Here is a 15,713-nt window from a genome sequence, read left to right as displayed (position 1 = left end):
CATGGCAAAGGACGTTTTCATCCTCGGCGGCGCGCAGACCGATTTTTCGCGCAATCTGGAGCGCGAGGGGGGCGGGTTGTTCGAGCTGTTCCGCGATGTCGCCGAAGCGGCGTTTGCGGCGACGGGTATCGAGCCGAAGGAGGTCGAAACAGCGCATGTTGGCAATTTCGTCGGCGAGCTGTTCGCCGGGCAAGGCCAGCTCGGCGGCTTTTTCGGCCATGTCCACCCCGACCTCGCGGGCATCCCCGCGTCGCGGCACGAGGCCGCCTGCGCGTCGGGCAGCATCGCGAGCCTCGCCGCCGCGGCCGAGATCGAGGCTGAACGCTATGGGCTTGCCCTCGTCCTTGGCGTCGAGCTGATGCGCAATGTCCCCGGCCAGCGCGCCGCCGAATATCTGGGAGCCGCCGCCTGGGCAGGACGCGAGGCGCGGGAGGCGCGTTATCTGTGGCCTTATATGTTCGCGCGGGTCGCCGAGGAATATGACGAGCGCTTCGGCCTCGACCGCGCTTATCTGCGCGCGATTTCGGCCAATAACTTCGCCAATGCGAAAAAGAACCCCAACTCGCAGACACGCGGCTGGGCAATCACCGACGCGCATCTGGGCGAGAATGACGAGGTCAATCCGCTGATCGAAGGGTCGCTTCGCAAATCCGATTGCGGGCAGGTCACGGATGGCGCGGCGGCGATCTTTCTCGCCTCGCGCGAGGTCGCCGAAACCTATGCGAAACGGCGCGGCATCCCGCTGGAGAACATCCCGCGGATCAAAGGCTGGGGCCACGCCACCGCGCCGCTCCTCTATTCGACGAAGGTGGCGGACAGCCGCGGCGGCGCCTATGTCTTCCCCAGCGTGCGCAAGGCGATGATGGATGCGCTGCGCCGCGCCGACATGCCCGATATCTACGCCTGCGACGGCGTCGAGGTGCACGACTGTTTCTCGATCACCGAATATATGGCGATCGACCATTTCGGCATCACCAAGCCCGGCGAAAGCTGGCGCGCGGTCGAGGACGGGACGATTGCCCTCGGCGGCAAGTTGCCGGTCAATCCTTCGGGCGGCCTGATTGGCCTGGGGCATCCGGTCGGTGCCACGGGCGTCCGGATGCTGCTCGACAGCTGGCGGCAAGTCACCGGAAATGCGGGCGATTATCAGGTCGATGGCGCACGCAACTTTGCCACCTTCAACGTCGGTGGCAGCGCGACCACGGCCGTCAGCTTCGTCGTCGGCGTCTGATCCCTTGGGCGACGTTTATCTGTACGATGCCGTGCGTACGCCGCGCGGCAAGGCCAGGCCCGACGGCGGGCTCGCCAACCTCAGCCCGCAGGAACTGGTGCGCCAGCAGACGGCGGCCCTGACCGCGCGTTGCGGCGCGGCGGCGGCGTCACCCGACGCGCTGATTCTTGGCTGCGTGACGCAGACCGGGGCGCAAGGCGGGAATATCGCGCTGGTATCGAAACTCCATGCGGAGCTGCCCGACGCGACCGCCGCGCACAGCATCAACAATTATTGTGCGTCGGGATTGTCGGCGATCGGCCATGCGATCGCCAAGGTCGCCAGCGGCGAGATGACGCATGTTCTGGCGGGCGGCGTCGAATCGATGAGCGCGACCCGCTTCCTCAGCGACCATGCGGCCTTCTACACCAACGACGAGCTGCCGCCGCGCGCACGCTTCGTTCCGCCCGTACTCGGCGCCGACCGCCTCGCCCATGCCGAGGGGATTACGCGCGCCGAGCTCGACGCGGTTGCCCTCGTCTCGCAGCAGCGAGCTGGGGCGGCCGACACCGACGCCGCCCTCCAGGCCTCGCGTATCGCGACGGGCGCGCTGACGGGCGAAGAATGTATCCGGCCGCAAACGAGCGCCGAATCGCTTGCCGCCCTGCCCGCCGCCTTTGGCGAGTTGCAGGCGCAATATGCCGGGGCGCTCGAAGGCGCGACCTTCGCACCGGTGCACGGCATCGCTCACGCGCCGCCGATCTGCGACGGTGCTGGACTGGCGCTGGTTGGCGGCGAAGGATTGGGGCTGCCGCCGCGGGCGCGTGTCGTCGCCTATGCCGAAAGCGGCGGCGATCCCGCTGCGTCGCTCACCGCAGGCTTTGCGGCGATGGACAAGGTTCTGGCCCGTGCCCGGCTGACGCTCGCCGATATGGACCGCATCGAATTCATGGAGGCCTTTGCCGTCACCATCGCCAAATTCCTGCGCGACCGCGACGCCGATCCGGCCCGCGTCAATGTGAGCGGCGGACATCTTGCCAAGGGACACCCGATGGGAGCCAGCGGCGCGATCCTGACCTCTACCCTGCTCGACGCGCTCGACGCGTGCGCGGGCCGATACGGGCTGGTCGTGCTGACGGGCGCGATGGGTGTGGGCGCGGCGATGATCGTCGAGCGGATCGGTTGAATTGACGAAGAAGCCGCTTCCCTCGCCGTTAGAGCGTCGAGAAGGCGGCCGACCGGACATCCACCGCCGATTTACCGGGGCGGAAGGGAACCACTCCCACTAGCTGAACCGAATGGACGTCACATCCGCACCACCGGTCGTCGCTCGCCTTTCAAGCGCTGGTCCCCTTCCCTTGCGGTAGAGCCGGGGACCGATCGACTTTGATCATCGGCGAACCGCGATCGCCTCAACCTCGATCAGCGCATCGGGTGCCAGCAGCGCTGACACAACGGTCGAGCGAGCGGGCCAGGGTTCGCCGAAGATGCGCACATAGGCTGCATTGAACGCCGCGCCATAGCTGGGGTCGGTCAGCCAGGCCGTCACCTTGACGACATCGGCAGGCACGCAGCCGGCTTCGACGAGCACCGTCACCAGATTGGCGAGCGCCCGCTCCGCCTGCGCCTCGATCCCCCCTGCCACGATTGCGCCGTCATCGCCGCGCGCGAGCTGACCCGATGTAAAGATGAGATCGCCCGCGGTTCGTGCGGGCGACAAAGGTGGTCTGGCCATGTCGTGTCCTTTGAAGCAGAAGCGCCTTTCGCTACCCGCCGCAGCGCCGCGCTCCTATCCCCGATCGATGCGGGCGGTATAGGGTGCGGTTATAGCCGCGCGGCTACGGATCAGCTCGCGGCAGCGGCCAGTTCGCCGCGCGCCTGCCGAAATACCTCGATACTGCCCCAGATCGCGAGCGCCGCCATGATCGCCGCCACGCCAAGGTCCGGCCAGCTTCGCCCCGTGCCGAACACGCCCAGCGCGGCCGCCAGCACGGCGAGATTGCCGATCGCATCGTTGCGCGAGCAGATCCATACCGACCGCATGTTCGCATCGCCCGTGCGATAACGGTAGAGCATCAACGCCACGACGACATTGGCGACCAGCGCCAGCGCGCCGATGATCCCCATCGTTTCGGCGTGGGGCGCTGTCCCCGTCACGAAACCCCACAGCGCCGAGCCCAACACCCACAGGCCGAACGCCAGCATCGTCACCGCCTTGAACAGTGCGGCGCGCGCACGCCACGCGAGTGCCATGCCCGCGACGCCCAGGCTGATCGCATAATTGGCGCTGTCGCCCAGAAAATCGAGCGCATCGGCCTGAAGCGCCCGCGAATCGGCTGCGACCCCCGCGACGATTTCCACCGCAAACATCGCGGCATTGACGATGAGCGCAATCCACAGGACGCGCCGCCAACGCGGATCGTTGAGCGCGGTGGTTCCGCTTTTGCTTGCACAGCATTGATCGGCCATCGCCAAAACCTCCTTGGTTCTTCGAGTCGGCACCCTATATGGACCCTGTAGCAACTACAGGGTCAAGCGATGAAAATCGGCGAGCTGGCGCGTGCCACCGGCACCAACATCGAAACCATCCGCTATTATGAGCGGATCGGCCTGCTTCCCGAACCGGGGCGGACCGACGCCAATTACCGAAGTTACAGCGACGCGCATCGCGCGCGGCTGAGTTTCGTGCGCCATTCGCGCGAACTGGGTTTCACGATCGAGGAGATACGCTCGCTGCTCGACCTGTCGGACGACCCGGAACGCGATTGCGCCGAGGCCGACCGGATCGCGAGCCGGCATCTGGCGCAGGTTGAGGAAAAGATCGCACAGCTCGCCCTGCTTCGCGACGAACTCTCGCGCATCGTCGGTCGCTGCCGCGGCGGCGTAGCCGCCGACTGCCGAGTGATAGAGGCGCTGGGCGATCATGGGCAGTGCGAGACGTCGCATTAGGGTCGGGCGCGGCCGAGCAACCCTCCGTGTCGCAACGGCGTTGAAAGGGGCAACCAAGGGACACCCGACCGATGGCCGATTGCAATGATCTGGAGACGCTCGCCGCCGCACTCCTTCGGGCGGCGGCAGCGCGGAACCTGCGTATCGCGACAGCCGAAAGCTGTTCGGGCGGCCTGATCGCATCGTTGCTCACCGATATTGAGGGATTGGGGCATGTATTCGAGCGCGGCTTTGTCACCTACAGCGACGAAGCCAAGATCGAAATGCTCGGCGTTTCCCGCCGCCTGATCGAATCGAAGGGCGCGGTATCGGCCGAGGTCGCGGCCGCGATGGCCCGCGGCGCAATATCCCGGTCGTGTGCCGATGCCGCAATCGCGATTACCGGCTTTGCGGGCCCTGGTGGCGCCGACGATGAAGAAGGCCTCGTCCATATCGCGGCACTGTGCTGCGGGCGTTCGGCCGCCGCCGAACTGCACATCGGCGCAGTCGGGCGCTCTGCGGTGCGCGAAGCCGCAGCACGGGCGGCGCTCGCCATGACGAGCGATCTGATCGCAAGGGAATAGGTGGGACGATTCTGTTGCCCGGCTCGTCCCCAGCCGCTGGTATCCGATTCTGTTGCCCGGTTCGGTCCGAACCGCGTTCTATTTGTCTAACCTTAGGCCGTGAGGCTTATCGGTTAGGCAGCAAGAGCGAGTGCTTCGTTATCGTTAGCACTTATAGTTTTGAGCCTTGAACGGGTTACTCAGCCCGGAAGAAAACATCGTCTTTGAACACACGTCGATCCTGGTTCGGCCCCGTCAGAAACCCGCGCGCCCATCGAAGAAGCGCGGGTTTGTGGTGGAGCCGCCGGGTACTGCCCCCGGGTCCGCTGTGTCTATTCCACGACACCATTTATCCTCATAGCCGGCCGAGACCGGCACAACCTATATAGGAAACCCGTCCGCGCATGGAAAGGGTGCAGCGGGCCCATTCGTCCCGCAATCCACTCAACTCCCTTATTTCTTTCGCAATTCGTCGCGAATCTCGGTGAGCAGGTCGACTTCGCTCGGTCTCGCAGGCGCCGCCTCCGGCTCCTGCTTGCGCATCACGCGGTTCACCCAGCGCACGAGCAGGAAGATGATGAAGGCGAGAATCAGGAAATTGATCACCGCGGTGATGAACGCGCCATAGCCGATCATCGCCACGCCGGCTTCCTTCAGCGCGGCATAGTCGGTCGCCGACACGCCTTCGGGAACGCTGCCGAGCAGGATGAACTTGCTCGAAAAATCGACCCCGCCGAAAAGCGCGCCTGCAAACGGCATGATGACATCTTCGGTCAGCGAGGTCGTGATGGTCGCAAAGGCGCCGCCGATGATGACACCCACCGCCAGGTCCATCACATTGCCCTTGGCGATAAATTCCTTGAACTCTGCCAGCATGTTGGCGCTCCCCGATAGACTGAATCCTGCCCCAAAGCGTGCCCCGGCGATTGCACAAAGGCAAGCGGCTTCCTATTATGTGTGTTGTTGCGGCAAAACGCCGCTGGAGGGAGCCTGATGACCATGACCTATCGCAACGCCCGCTGGTTAATCCTGCCTGTCGCCGCGATGAGCCTGTCCGCGTGCGGCATCAACAGCGTGCCGACCAAGGAAGAGGCCGCCAAGGCCAAATGGGCGAATGTCGAGGCCGCCTATCAGCGGCGTGCCGACCTGATCCCCAACCTTGTCGAGACGGCCAAGGGTGCCGCGCAGATCGAACAATCGACGCTGGAAGGCGTGATTCAGGCGCGCGCGTCGGCCACGCAGGTGAAACTCAGCACCGACGATCTCGACGATCCTGCAAAGGTGCAGGCATTCCAGCAGGCGCAGGGCAATGTATCGAGCGCGCTCGGCCGCCTGCTTGTCACGGTCGAGTCCTATCCCAACCTCGCCAGCCAACAACGCTTCGCCGACCTGATGACCCAGCTCGAGGGCACCGAAAACCGCATCAACGTGTCGGTCCAGGATTATAACGCCGCGGTGCAGGACTATAACACGACGATCCGCACCTTCCCCGACATCATCGGCGCCAAGATCGTCCATGGCGCCCAGCCGATGACGCCCTATCGCGCCGTGACGCCGAACGCCAATCAGGCACCGAAGGTCGATTTCGGGTCATAAGGTGGGCGCCCCTGCCCTGATCCGTTCGCTGGCAGCAGCGGCCCTGTCGGGGCTGCTGCTGTTTGCCGCGCCCGCGGCGGCGCAGAGCTTTCCCAAACTGGCGGGCAGCCCGGTTGTCGATCAGGCCGACATCATCCCCGCGGCCGAGGAAGCGGTGCTCAATGCCCAGCTTCTCGACCTTGAAAAACGCACCGGGCATCAGCTTGTCGTCGCGACGATCAAGGATCTGGAGGGCCGCGACGTCGCCGATTACGGCTATCGGCTTGGCCGCGAATGGGGGATCGGCGATGCGGAGCGCGACGATGGCGTGGTATTCCTGATCGCCCCCAACGAACGGCGGATGCACATCGCCGTCGGGCTGGGGCTCGAACCCGTGCTGACCGACGCGATGTCGGGGCGGATCATTCGCGACACCATTACCCCCCGGTTCAAGGACGGCGACTTTCCCGGCGGCATCCAGGCCGGCGTCAACGCGATCGCCGAGCAGATCGAACTGCCCCCCGAGGAAGCCGCGGCGCGCGCCAAGGCGGCAGGGGCCGAGGAGCGCGATCGCGCCGACGAGGGCAATTTCGGCGGGCTGTTTTTCCTTGGCTTCATCGTCCTCATCTTCTTCGTCATCCCTTGGCTGGCCAGTCGCGGCGGGCGCGGCAAGAAACGGCGGCGGCGCAACAGCCCGTGGGGCGCCGCGCCGATCATCATCTGGGGCGACGATGACGATTGGGGCGGCTGGGGCGGCGGCGGTGGATCGTCGTGGGGCGGCGGCGGCGGCTTTGGAGGCGGCGGCTTCGGCGGCTTTTCGGGCGGCGGCGGCAGCTTCGGTGGCGGCGGCGCGTCGGGCGGCTGGTAGCAGGACGGGCAATGGCACTTCGCAAGGTCAACCATGTGAGCGAGACCGACCACCGCATCGTCACCGATGCAGTCGCGGCCGCCGAGCGCCACACCGATGGCGAGATCGTCACGATCATCGCCGCACAGTCGAGCGACTATGACGATGTCGCGCTCGTCTGGGCCGCCGTCGGTGCCTTCCTCGCCATGTCGCTGGTCGCGCTCTTTCCCGATTTTTATCGCGGCCTTTACGATGGCTTGCGCGGCGGATGGGGGCACGAGCCCACCGCGAACGAGTGGCTCGGCACGATCATCGCCCTTGGCGTCGTCAAATGGATCGGCATCTGGCTGGTCCTGCTCTGGCGTCCGCTGCGGCTCGCGCTCACGCCGCGTGCGATCAAGGCGGGCCGCGCCCGCGCGCGCGCGATCGACCTGTTCAAGGTCGGGACCGAGGCGAAGACGGTCGGGCGCACCGGCGTCGTCCTGTACGTCAGCCTGGCCGAGCATCGCGCCGACATCGTCACCGACGAAGCGATTGCGGCCAAGGTCGCGCCCGAAATATGGGGCGATGCGATGGCGGCGCTGATCGACCGCATCCGCGCGGGACAGCCGGGCGAAGGCATGGCCGAGGCAGTGCGGCAGGTCGGCGCCGTGCTCGCGGAGCATTTCCCGAAAAGCGCGGGCAATCCCAACGAGCTCTGCGATCGGCTGATCGAGATTTGATTTACCTCGTCAATGCGAGCAAAGCGAAGCAATCCAGGGTGCGGCCGACGCTACGCTGAATTGCCACGCGATCGCGCCGCTCGCAATGACGAAACAGGATAGATTATGACCCGCCCTGCCCCCGAAACACCCATCGAGACGCGCTGGGAAGGCCGCTTCGTGACGGTCAAACAGCAGGGCAATTGGGAATATGTCTCGCGCTCGCGCGGCATCCATGCGGCCGTGATCCTGGCGATCGACGATGCGGCGGACGGACGGCACGTCATTCTGGTCGAGCAATATCGCGTGCCCTTGAAGCGTCCATGCCTCGAGCTGCCCGCGGGGCTGGTCGGCGACGACAGCGCAGGCGAAGCGGCGGAGGTTGCGGCCGCGCGCGAACTGGAGGAAGAAACGGGCTATCGCGCCGCGACCTGGCACACCGTGGGCGAATTTTACAGCTCGCCCGGCATGGTCAGCGAAAGCTTCACGCTGCTGGTGGCGACCGGGTTGACCCGGGTTGGCGATGGCGGCGGCGTCGATGGCGAGGAGATCACCGTCCACCGCGTCCCGATCGATCGCATCGCCGATTTCGTCGCAGCGAAGCGCGCCGAAGGCTGTGGCATCGACGTGCGCGTCGCGATGTTGCTGGCGGGCGGGTTGCTGGGCTGACGACGGGTTTCGGCCGAAAAGCAGGCATCCTTTCCCTTGTCCTCCCGGCGAAGGCCGGGATGACGGACCTGAAGATATCCGCCCACCACCCCCAGCTATCCTTCGCTTCGCCGCAACGCCTTTACCGCGCCCCGAAACGCCAGCGGAGCAACGGCCGCGCCAGCAGCAGGCCCGCCAGGAATCCCCCGACATGCGCCCAGATCGCGATCGCCCCGAAACCGGCGCCGCCCGCGAACCCGAGCAGAAGCTGCACGCCGATCCACGCCGCGGCGAGCCACAGCGCGCGCACCCAGTGACCGGGGATCGGGCCGATCGCGGGCGCCTGGCTGCGGCTGAAAATCAGCGCGAACACCGCGATCAACGCAGAGATCGCACCGCTGGCGCCGATCATCGGCACCGGCGAGGCAGGGTCGGCGAGATATTGCGCCAGTGCGCCGCCATAGGCGCCGGCGAGCAGCAGCGCCGCCATCGCCTTGGCGCCCAGCGGCGCTTCGAGCTGGCGGCCGATGAACAGCAGCACGATCAGGTTGAAGGCGATGTGCAGCATCCCGCCGTGCAGGAAGGCTGACGACAGCGGCGTCAGCAGCGCGGGCACCATGGTCCCCGGCGGCAGGATCAATTCATCGCCGAAACGCGCGGGAATAAACCCCGCGCGCACAATCGCCTCGATCTGAAAGCCAGTGATCCAGAGGAGCAAGAAAATCACCGCGCAGGCGAGCGCATAGCCCGTGACCAGCGGCGCATCCTGCGGTTTCATCGCGTCCGTCCGCCGGTCAGATGAACTCGATCTTGGTGACGAGATAATATTTGTCGCCCGAAGGCACCGTCACTTCGACCTCGTCATCGACGCGGCGCCCGATCAGCGCCCGGCCCAGCGGCGAGTTATAGCTGATCTTGCCCGCCTTCGCGTCGGCCTCGGCCTGGCCGACGATCTGATAGCGGACCGGCTTGTCATCCTCGTCCGCGAGCGTGACGGTCGCGCCGAACACGATGCGGTCGCCCGACAGCGTCGTCGGGTCGATCACCTGCGCGCGCGACAATTTATCCTCCAGGTCGCCGATCGTCGCTTCGACCTGGCCCTGGCGTTCCTTGGCAGCGTGATATTCGGCATTTTCCGAAAGGTCACCGTGCGCGCGCGCTTCCTCGATCGCATCGACGATCAGCGGTCGCTCGGCTTTGAGAGCGGCGAGTTGCGCGCTCAGCTTCTCATAGCCTTCTGCCAGCATCGGAACCTTTTCAACGCTTGCCATTATCATCTTGTCCTTCGTCAATAATCCTGCCCCGGCGGGAGAACGCCGGGCGGCTGAGCCGCCGTTTCCGTCGATGTGGGGAGGTGGAGCGGTGCGTCAATAATAGTCCTGAAGCGGCTTCACTTCAAGGGAGTGCGCGCGGAGCGCCCCGATCGCCTGCGTCGCCGCGTCGCTTGCCGCCGCGGTGGTGTAATAGGCGATATCCGCCGCCAGCGCCGACGCGCGGATCGACTGCGAATCCTGCAAGCTTTGCCAGCCTTCGGTCGTATTGAAGATCAGCTGGACGTCGCCATCCTTGATCCGGTCGACGATATGCGGACGCCCTTCGGCGACCTTGTTGACGCGCTCGACCTCGATCCCCTCGCCCGCGAGATAATCGGCGGTGCCGCCGGTCGCGATGACCTGCCACCCCCAGGCCGCGAGCTGCCGGACCGCACCGACGACACGCGGCTTGTCGCTGTCCTTCACCGATACGAAAAGGCGGCCGCCGGTCGGCAAGCGGTCGCCCGCGCCGAGCTGTGCCTTGGCGAAGGCAAGGTTGAAATCACGGTCGATTCCCATGACTTCGCCGGTGGATTTCATCTCCGGCGACAAGACCGGATCGGTGCCAGGGAAACGCGCGAAGGGGAAGACCGCTTCCTTCACCGCAACATGGTCGATGTCGCGGTTGATCCTGGGCAGGTCGGCGAGCTTTTCGCCCGCCATCACGCGCGCCGCGATCTTGGCGATCGGCGAACCGACCGCCTTGGCGACGAAGGGCACCGTGCGCGACGCGCGCGGATTGACCTCGATCAGATAGACCTCGTCGTCCTTGACCGCGAACTGGATGTTCATCAGGCCGCGGACTTCGAGCGCGCGCGCCAGCGCGTCGGCCTGCCGCTCGATTTCGGCGACGATTTTGTCCGACAAGCTGTACGGCGGGATCGAGCAGGCGCTGTCGCCCGAATGGACCCCCGCCTCCTCGATATGCTGAAGTACGCCCGCGACGACGACATCGGTGCCATCGCAGAGTGCATCGACATCGACCTCGATCGCGTCGCGCAGATATTGGTCGATGAGGACGGGCGAGTCCCCCGACACCTGCACCGCGGTCTCGATATAATTTTCAAGCTGCGCCTGATCGTCGACGATCTCCATCGCGCGGCCGCCGAGGACATAGGACGGCCGCGTCAGCACCGGATAGCCGATGCGCGCCGCGACCGCGACGGCTTCCTCGCGGCTGCGCGCGATGCCGTTTTCGGGCTGTTTCAGGCCGAGCTTGTTGACGAGCGCCGCGAAGCGCTCGCGGTCTTCGGCGAGGTCGATCGCGTCGGGCGAGGTGCCGAGGATCGGGATGCCCGCGTCCCCCAGTGCCTGCGCGAGCTTGAGCGGCGTTTGCCCCCCGAACTGAACGATCACGCCGACGAGCGTGCCCTTCGACATTTCGACGTGCAGAATCTCCAGCACATCCTCGGCGGTCAGCGGCTCGAAATAGAGGCGGTCCGACGTGTCATAGTCGGTTGACACCGTTTCGGGGTTGCAGTTGACCATGATGGTTTCATAACCCGCCTCTTCCAAGGCGAAGCAGGCGTGGCAGCAGCAATAGTCGAACTCGATCCCCTGCCCGATGCGGTTGGGACCGCCGCCGAGGATCACGACCTTCTTGCGCTCGCTCGGGTTTGCTTCGCACTCGGGCTCGCCAAAGGTCGGCGCTTCATAGGTCGAATAGAGATAGGGCGTGCGCGCCTGAAATTCAGCGGCGCAGGTGTCGATCGTCTTGAAAACAGGCCGCACGCCGAGTTTGTGGCGCAGCGCCCGCACCTCCTTTTCGGTGACGCCGCCGGTCATCGCCTTGACCGCGTCGTGGATCAGGCCCGAACCGCGCGCGGTCGCCTGCCTCGATCCCGGACGGAGGTTCGCCGACTGGAGCGCCAGATAGGCCAGCCGCTTGTCCGAAAAGCCCATGGCCTTCAGCTTGCGAAGCCCCTCGGCATCGCGCGGCAGGCCGTTTTCGCAAATCTCCTGCTCGGCTGCGACGATCTCGGCAATGCGTTCGAGAAACCACATGTCATAGCCCGCGACGCGGTTGATCTCTTCGAGCGGCAGCCCCTCGCGGATCGCCTGCGCGGTATTGAGCAGCCGGTCGGGGGTGCGCTGGGCCAGCTCGTTGCGCAGCTGATCGTGGCTCGCGCCCTTCAGCCGCTCAACGAAGTTGAAGCCCGAAAGCCCCGTCTCCAGCCCGCGCAGCGCCTTTTGCATCGATTCATGGATGGTGCGGCCGATCGCCATCACCTCGCCCACCGATTTCATCGCGGTCGACAGCGTCGCCTCGGCGCCCTTGAACTTCTCGAACGCGAAGCGCGGGATCTTCGTCACGACATAGTCAATGGTCGGTTCGAACGACGCCGGGGTGACGCCGGTGATGTCGTTCATGATCTCGTCGAGTGTGTAGCCGACCGCCAGCTTCGCCGCGACCTTGGCGATCGGGAAGCCCGTCGCCTTTGACGCGAGCGCCGACGAGCGCGACACGCGCGGGTTCATCTCGATCACGATCAGGCGGCCGTCCTTCGGATTGACCGCGAACTGGACGTTCGACCCGCCGGTCTCGACGCCGATCTCGCGCAGCACCGCGATGCTCGCGCTCCGCATGATCTGATATTCCTTGTCGGTCAGCGTCAGCGCCGGCGCGACGGTGATGCTGTCGCCCGTATGCACGCCCATCGGATCGACATTTTCGATCGAGCAGATGATGATGCAATTGTCCTTGCGGTCGCGCACCACCTCCATCTCATATTCTTTCCAGCCGAGGAGCGATTCCTCGATCAGGACTTCGGTGGTGGGCGATGCGATCAGGCCGCCGCGGACGATATGCTCGAACTCCTCGCGGTTATACGCGATGCCGCCGCCAGTGCCCCCCAATGTGAACGACGGACGGATGATCGCGGGCAGCCCGGTGCGTTCGAGCACCGCAAAAGCTTCCTCCAGCGTGTGCGCGACGCCGCTGCGCGCGCTTTCCAGCCCTATCTTGTCCATCGCGTCGCGGAACTTCTGCCGGTCCTCGGCCTTGTCGATCGCCTCGGCATCGGCGCCGATCATCTCGACGCCATATTTCGCGAGCGTACCATCCTGCGCGAGCGCGAGCGCGGTGTTGAGCGCGGTCTGCCCGCCCATCGTCGGCAGCACCGCATCCGGGCGCTCCTTTTCGATGATCTTCGCGACGATCTCGGGCGTGATCGGCTCCACGTATGTCGCATCGGCGAGGTCGGGATCGGTCATGATCGTCGCCGGGTTGGAGTTGACGAGGACGATGCGATAGCCCTCCTCCTTCAGCGCCTTGATCGCCTGCGTTCCCGAATAGTCGAACTCGCACGCCTGACCGATAACGATCGGGCCGGCGCCGATGACGAGGATGGATTTTATGTCGGTTCTTTTGGGCATTATTGCTCTCTAGCGGGAAGAAAAGTTTGATCGGAGCTGGGGAAACCGTGATTATTGATCCAGTTCCAAACGAGGTCGGTCTGCGCTCCACCCATGTGCGATGGGAAAGCTTGTGTCAGAATGAATGGCGCTCCATCAAAAGCGCCACGAAAACTTTCAGCGAGAGACGAGAGAGGCTCGACCGACTTTAGCACATAGGTTCCCAAGAAGGGAGAATACCACTGCGTTACCTTCCTGTTATCCTTGATGAAGGTCGCGAGTTGGCTGTAAGATATCTTTGGCTCAAAAGGGCTGTAGCTCAAGAGGTAGGTGTTCATTTCTCACCTCCATCTCGAAGCATGGGATTTTCGCCGAGCGAAGCTCGATGATCGACAATCACGTCTTTCCCATCAGAACTGCTGATGCGCGCAAGAGCTTGTAGCTGTATCCTAAAATCTTCCGTTTGAAGCCGATTTGGATCTTCTCGGTTCCAATAGCGATAGTACCAAATCGCAGAAAAAACGGGGAGCGAACCCGTGACAAAAACGACAAGGTTCATGGGCCAAGGAGCGAGGGCGGCCGCTACCGAGCCGGATGGAAAAGTGATTGCGGAAAGCCAAACGAGCGAAGTCAAGATGTTAGTCTTCTTAGGAAATTGAATTTCCTCGATGTTTGGCTTCAATATGTTCACTTGATTCCCCCCACAAACTTCTCGAACAGATAGAAGCTATCCTGCGGCCCCGGGCTCGCCTCGGGGTGATATTGCACGCTGAACGCATTTTTGCCCGTGATCGCGATGCCGCAGTTCGATCCGTCGAACAGGCTCTTGTGCGTTTCGACCACGCCCGCGGGCAGCGTCGCGGCGTCGACCGCGAAGCCATGGTTCATGCTGGTGATCTCGACCACGCCGTCGGCGAAATCGCCGCCGACGCGCTGGACCGGATGGTTCGCGCCGCGGTGCCCCTGGTGCATCTTCACCGTCCGCGCGCCCGCGGCGAGCGCGAGCAGCTGGTGGCCGAGGCAGATGCCGAAGATCGGTATGTCGCGTTCGAGCAGCCCCTGAATGACGGGCACCGCATATTCGCCCGTCGCCGCGGGGTCGCCGGGGCCGTTCGAGAGGAACACGCCCGCGGGGTTGTGGCTCAATACTTCGTCGAGCGTCGCGGTCGCGGGGACCACGGTGACGCGCGCGCCGGCCTTTACGAGGTTGCGGAAGATATTGTCCTTTGCGCCATAGTCGATCGCGACGACATGCGGGCGATCTTCAACAGACTCCCCATTTCCGTTCGTGTCGAGCGAAGTCGAGACACCGGGCGCGGGGGCGCTGCCGACGGGCATCTCGACTTCGCTCGATGCGAACGGATTTTCATAGCCTTTGCCGAGCGTCCACGCGCCGCCGGTCCAGTCACCCACGTCCGTCCGGCTGACCGCTTTCGCAAGGTCCATCCCCTCCAGCCCCGACCAATTCCGCGCCATCGCCAGCAGCTCGTCCACGTCGAACGCGCCGTCAGGATTGTGCGCGATCACCCCGTTCGGCGCGCCCGCATCGCGGATGCGGCGCGTGAGCGCGCGCGTGTCGATGCCCGCGAGGCCAATCACGCCTTGTTCGGCCATCCATTCGGGCAGCGTCTGCACACTGCGGAAATTGCTGGGCTGCGTCGGCAGCTCGCGCGTGATGCACCCGAGCGCGCCGTGGACATTGCGCTCCATATCTTCGGGGTTCGCGCCGACATTGCCGATATGCGGGAAGGTGAACGTGACGACCTGCCCCGCGTAGCTGGGGTCGGTCAATATCTCCTGATACCCCGTCATCGACGTGTTGAAACAAATCTCGCCGACCGCCGATCCGGCGGCGCCATAGCCAACGCCCCACAGGATCGTGCCATCGGCAAGGACAAGGACGCCGGTAGCGCCCGAAGGCTGAACCGCAGGCGCGGCAGAGGGGTTGGCTTGTGCCATTCAACATGCTCCGGACGGGGGGCTAAACGGCCGATCACCTATGCGCCAAAAAAGTGATTCACAAGCTATCGGATTTGGAATCTTCCCGCTAAAGAGGGCCTTTCCGAAATTTGCAGCGCATGGGGACACGCATGATTCGCGATGACATCAAGGCTGCGCAGGTTGCCGCGATGAAAGCGGGCGACAAGGCGCGTTTGGGTACGATCCGGCTGATGCTGGCCAAGATCAAGGACAAGGACATCGAACTGCGCACCGGCACCGCGCCCGCCGACGACGATGTGCTCGTCACCGACGTTCTGCAAAAGATGGTGAAGCAGCGCCGCGAATCGATCGCCATGTACGAACAGGGCGGCCGCCAGGAACTCGCCGACATCGAAGCGGCCGAGGTCGCGGTGATCGAGGATTTCCTGCCCGCGCAGCTTTCGGAAGAAGAAGCGACCGCCGCGATCAAGGCCATCGTCGGCGAACTGGGCGCGACGAGCCTGAAAGACATGGGCAAGGTGATGGCGGCGGTAAAGGACCGGCTGGGAAGCCAGCTCGACATGAGCAAGGCGAGCGGTTGGGTGAAGGCGGCTTTGGGCTGACCTTTCAGCCAAGAGCGCTCTCTCCTTTCCC

The 15,713-nt window shown here is 64.6% G+C and carries 18 protein-coding genes and 1 other RNA gene; 9 read left to right on the top strand and 10 right to left on the bottom strand.

Features of this window, described 5'->3' with window-relative positions; all coding sequences use genetic code 11:
* Window position 1 precedes the first annotated feature (1 nt).
* Both RIA72_RS16125 and RIA72_RS16120 read left to right on the top strand, forming a co-directional pair.
* On the top strand, window positions 2-1,231 hold the full coding sequence (locus RIA72_RS16125) for an acetyl-CoA acetyltransferase (protein ID WP_350033084.1): 1,230 nt from the start codon (window positions 2-4) through the stop codon (window positions 1,229-1,231).
* Between the two features lie 4 nt (window positions 1,232-1,235).
* Window positions 1,236-2,396, top strand: coding sequence for an acetyl-CoA C-acyltransferase (locus RIA72_RS16120; RefSeq protein ID WP_350033083.1), 1,161 nt, complete (start codon window positions 1,236-1,238; stop codon window positions 2,394-2,396).
* A 204-nt stretch (window positions 2,397-2,600) separates the two neighbouring features.
* Here the strand turns inward: RIA72_RS16120 and RIA72_RS16115 are convergent, their stop codons facing one another.
* Together RIA72_RS16115 and RIA72_RS16110 are read right to left on the bottom strand one after the other, a co-directional pair.
* Entirely contained in the window at window positions 2,601-2,945 is a 345-nt protein-coding gene (locus RIA72_RS16115; protein WP_350033082.1) for a RidA family protein, read from the bottom strand.
* Between the two features lie 110 nt (window positions 2,946-3,055).
* On the bottom strand, window positions 3,056-3,679 hold the full coding sequence (locus tag RIA72_RS16110) for a cation efflux transmembrane domain-containing protein (protein WP_350033081.1): 624 nt from the start codon (window positions 3,677-3,679) through the stop codon (window positions 3,056-3,058).
* A 69-nt stretch (window positions 3,680-3,748) separates the two neighbouring features.
* On the opposite strand from RIA72_RS16110, the gene RIA72_RS16105 reads away from it, so the two are divergent.
* Entirely contained in the window at window positions 3,749-4,159 is a 411-nt protein-coding gene (locus RIA72_RS16105; protein WP_350033080.1) for a MerR family transcriptional regulator, read from the top strand.
* Between the two features lie 71 nt (window positions 4,160-4,230).
* Entirely contained in the window at window positions 4,231-4,722 is a 492-nt protein-coding gene (locus RIA72_RS16100; RefSeq protein WP_350033079.1) for a CinA family protein, read from the top strand.
* A 38-nt stretch (window positions 4,723-4,760) separates the two neighbouring features.
* On the opposite strand, the gene ssrA is transcribed toward RIA72_RS16100, so the two are convergent.
* Together ssrA and mscL are read right to left on the bottom strand one after the other, a co-directional pair.
* Window positions 4,761-5,116, bottom strand: a transfer-messenger RNA (tmRNA) gene (gene ssrA / locus RIA72_RS16095).
* Between the two features lie 38 nt (window positions 5,117-5,154).
* Window positions 5,155-5,577, bottom strand: a complete 423-nt coding sequence (gene mscL, locus RIA72_RS16090) for a large conductance mechanosensitive channel protein MscL (protein WP_350033078.1) — start codon at window positions 5,575-5,577, stop codon at window positions 5,155-5,157.
* A gap of 117 nt (window positions 5,578-5,694) precedes the next feature.
* On the opposite strand from mscL, the gene RIA72_RS16085 reads away from it, so the two are divergent.
* The 4 genes from RIA72_RS16085 to RIA72_RS16070 all read left to right on the top strand — a co-directional run bounded on the left by RIA72_RS16085 (window position 5,695) and on the right by RIA72_RS16070 (window position 8,493).
* On the top strand, window positions 5,695-6,297 hold the full coding sequence (locus RIA72_RS16085; protein WP_350033077.1) for a LemA family protein: 603 nt from the start codon (window positions 5,695-5,697) through the stop codon (window positions 6,295-6,297).
* 1 nt (window position 6,298) lies between these two features.
* Window positions 6,299-7,144 (top strand): TPM domain-containing protein, encoded by an 846-nt coding sequence (locus RIA72_RS16080; RefSeq protein WP_350033076.1) that lies wholly within the window; start codon window positions 6,299-6,301, stop codon window positions 7,142-7,144.
* 11 nt (window positions 7,145-7,155) lie between these two features.
* Window positions 7,156-7,845, top strand: a complete 690-nt coding sequence (locus RIA72_RS16075; RefSeq protein ID WP_350033075.1) for a TPM domain-containing protein — start codon at window positions 7,156-7,158, stop codon at window positions 7,843-7,845.
* 105 nt (window positions 7,846-7,950) lie between these two features.
* Window positions 7,951-8,493 carry an NUDIX hydrolase gene (locus RIA72_RS16070; protein WP_350033074.1) on the top strand — a complete coding sequence of 181 codons (543 nt, stop codon included), beginning with the start codon at window positions 7,951-7,953 and terminating at the stop codon, window positions 8,491-8,493.
* A gap of 121 nt (window positions 8,494-8,614) precedes the next feature.
* Here RIA72_RS16070 and RIA72_RS16065 read toward each other — a convergent pair whose 3' ends face one another.
* The 6 genes from RIA72_RS16065 to carA all read right to left on the bottom strand — a co-directional run bounded on the left by RIA72_RS16065 (window position 8,615) and on the right by carA (window position 15,098).
* Window positions 8,615-9,250: a rhomboid family intramembrane serine protease gene (locus RIA72_RS16065; RefSeq protein WP_350033073.1), complete on the bottom strand. Its 636-nt coding sequence runs from the start codon at window positions 9,248-9,250 to the stop codon at window positions 8,615-8,617.
* 16 nt (window positions 9,251-9,266) lie between these two features.
* The gene (gene greA / locus RIA72_RS16060) at window positions 9,267-9,743 is read right to left on the bottom strand and encodes a transcription elongation factor GreA (RefSeq protein ID WP_350033072.1); all 477 of its coding nucleotides are present in this window, start codon (window positions 9,741-9,743) and stop codon (window positions 9,267-9,269) included.
* Between the two features lie 96 nt (window positions 9,744-9,839).
* The gene (gene carB, locus RIA72_RS16055) at window positions 9,840-13,160 is read right to left on the bottom strand and encodes a carbamoyl-phosphate synthase large subunit (protein ID WP_350033071.1); all 3,321 of its coding nucleotides are present in this window, start codon (window positions 13,158-13,160) and stop codon (window positions 9,840-9,842) included.
* The gene (locus RIA72_RS16050) at window positions 13,160-13,477 is read right to left on the bottom strand and encodes a hypothetical protein (RefSeq protein ID WP_350033070.1); all 318 of its coding nucleotides are present in this window, start codon (window positions 13,475-13,477) and stop codon (window positions 13,160-13,162) included. Before RIA72_RS16050 ends, carB begins: the two co-directional genes overlap by 1 nt.
* A complete protein-coding gene (locus RIA72_RS16045) occupies window positions 13,474-13,830 on the bottom strand; it encodes a hypothetical protein (protein WP_350033069.1) in 357 nt (118 codons plus the stop codon). Before RIA72_RS16045 ends, RIA72_RS16050 begins: the two co-directional genes overlap by 4 nt.
* Window positions 13,827-15,098, bottom strand: a complete 1,272-nt coding sequence (carA, locus tag RIA72_RS16040) for a glutamine-hydrolyzing carbamoyl-phosphate synthase small subunit (protein WP_350033068.1) — start codon at window positions 15,096-15,098, stop codon at window positions 13,827-13,829. Before carA ends, RIA72_RS16045 begins: the two co-directional genes overlap by 4 nt.
* Window positions 15,099-15,229: 131 nt before the next feature.
* Between carA and RIA72_RS16035 the strand changes: the two genes are divergently transcribed.
* A complete protein-coding gene (locus RIA72_RS16035) occupies window positions 15,230-15,682 on the top strand; it encodes a GatB/YqeY domain-containing protein (protein WP_350033067.1) in 453 nt (150 codons plus the stop codon).
* The last annotated feature ends 31 nt before the right edge of the window (window positions 15,683-15,713 follow it).

This window comes from Sphingopyxis sp. (assembly GCF_040216815.1).
GTDB lineage: Bacteria > Pseudomonadota > Alphaproteobacteria > Sphingomonadales > Sphingomonadaceae > Sphingopyxis.
This window is presented reverse-complemented; position numbering and strand designations above follow the sequence as displayed.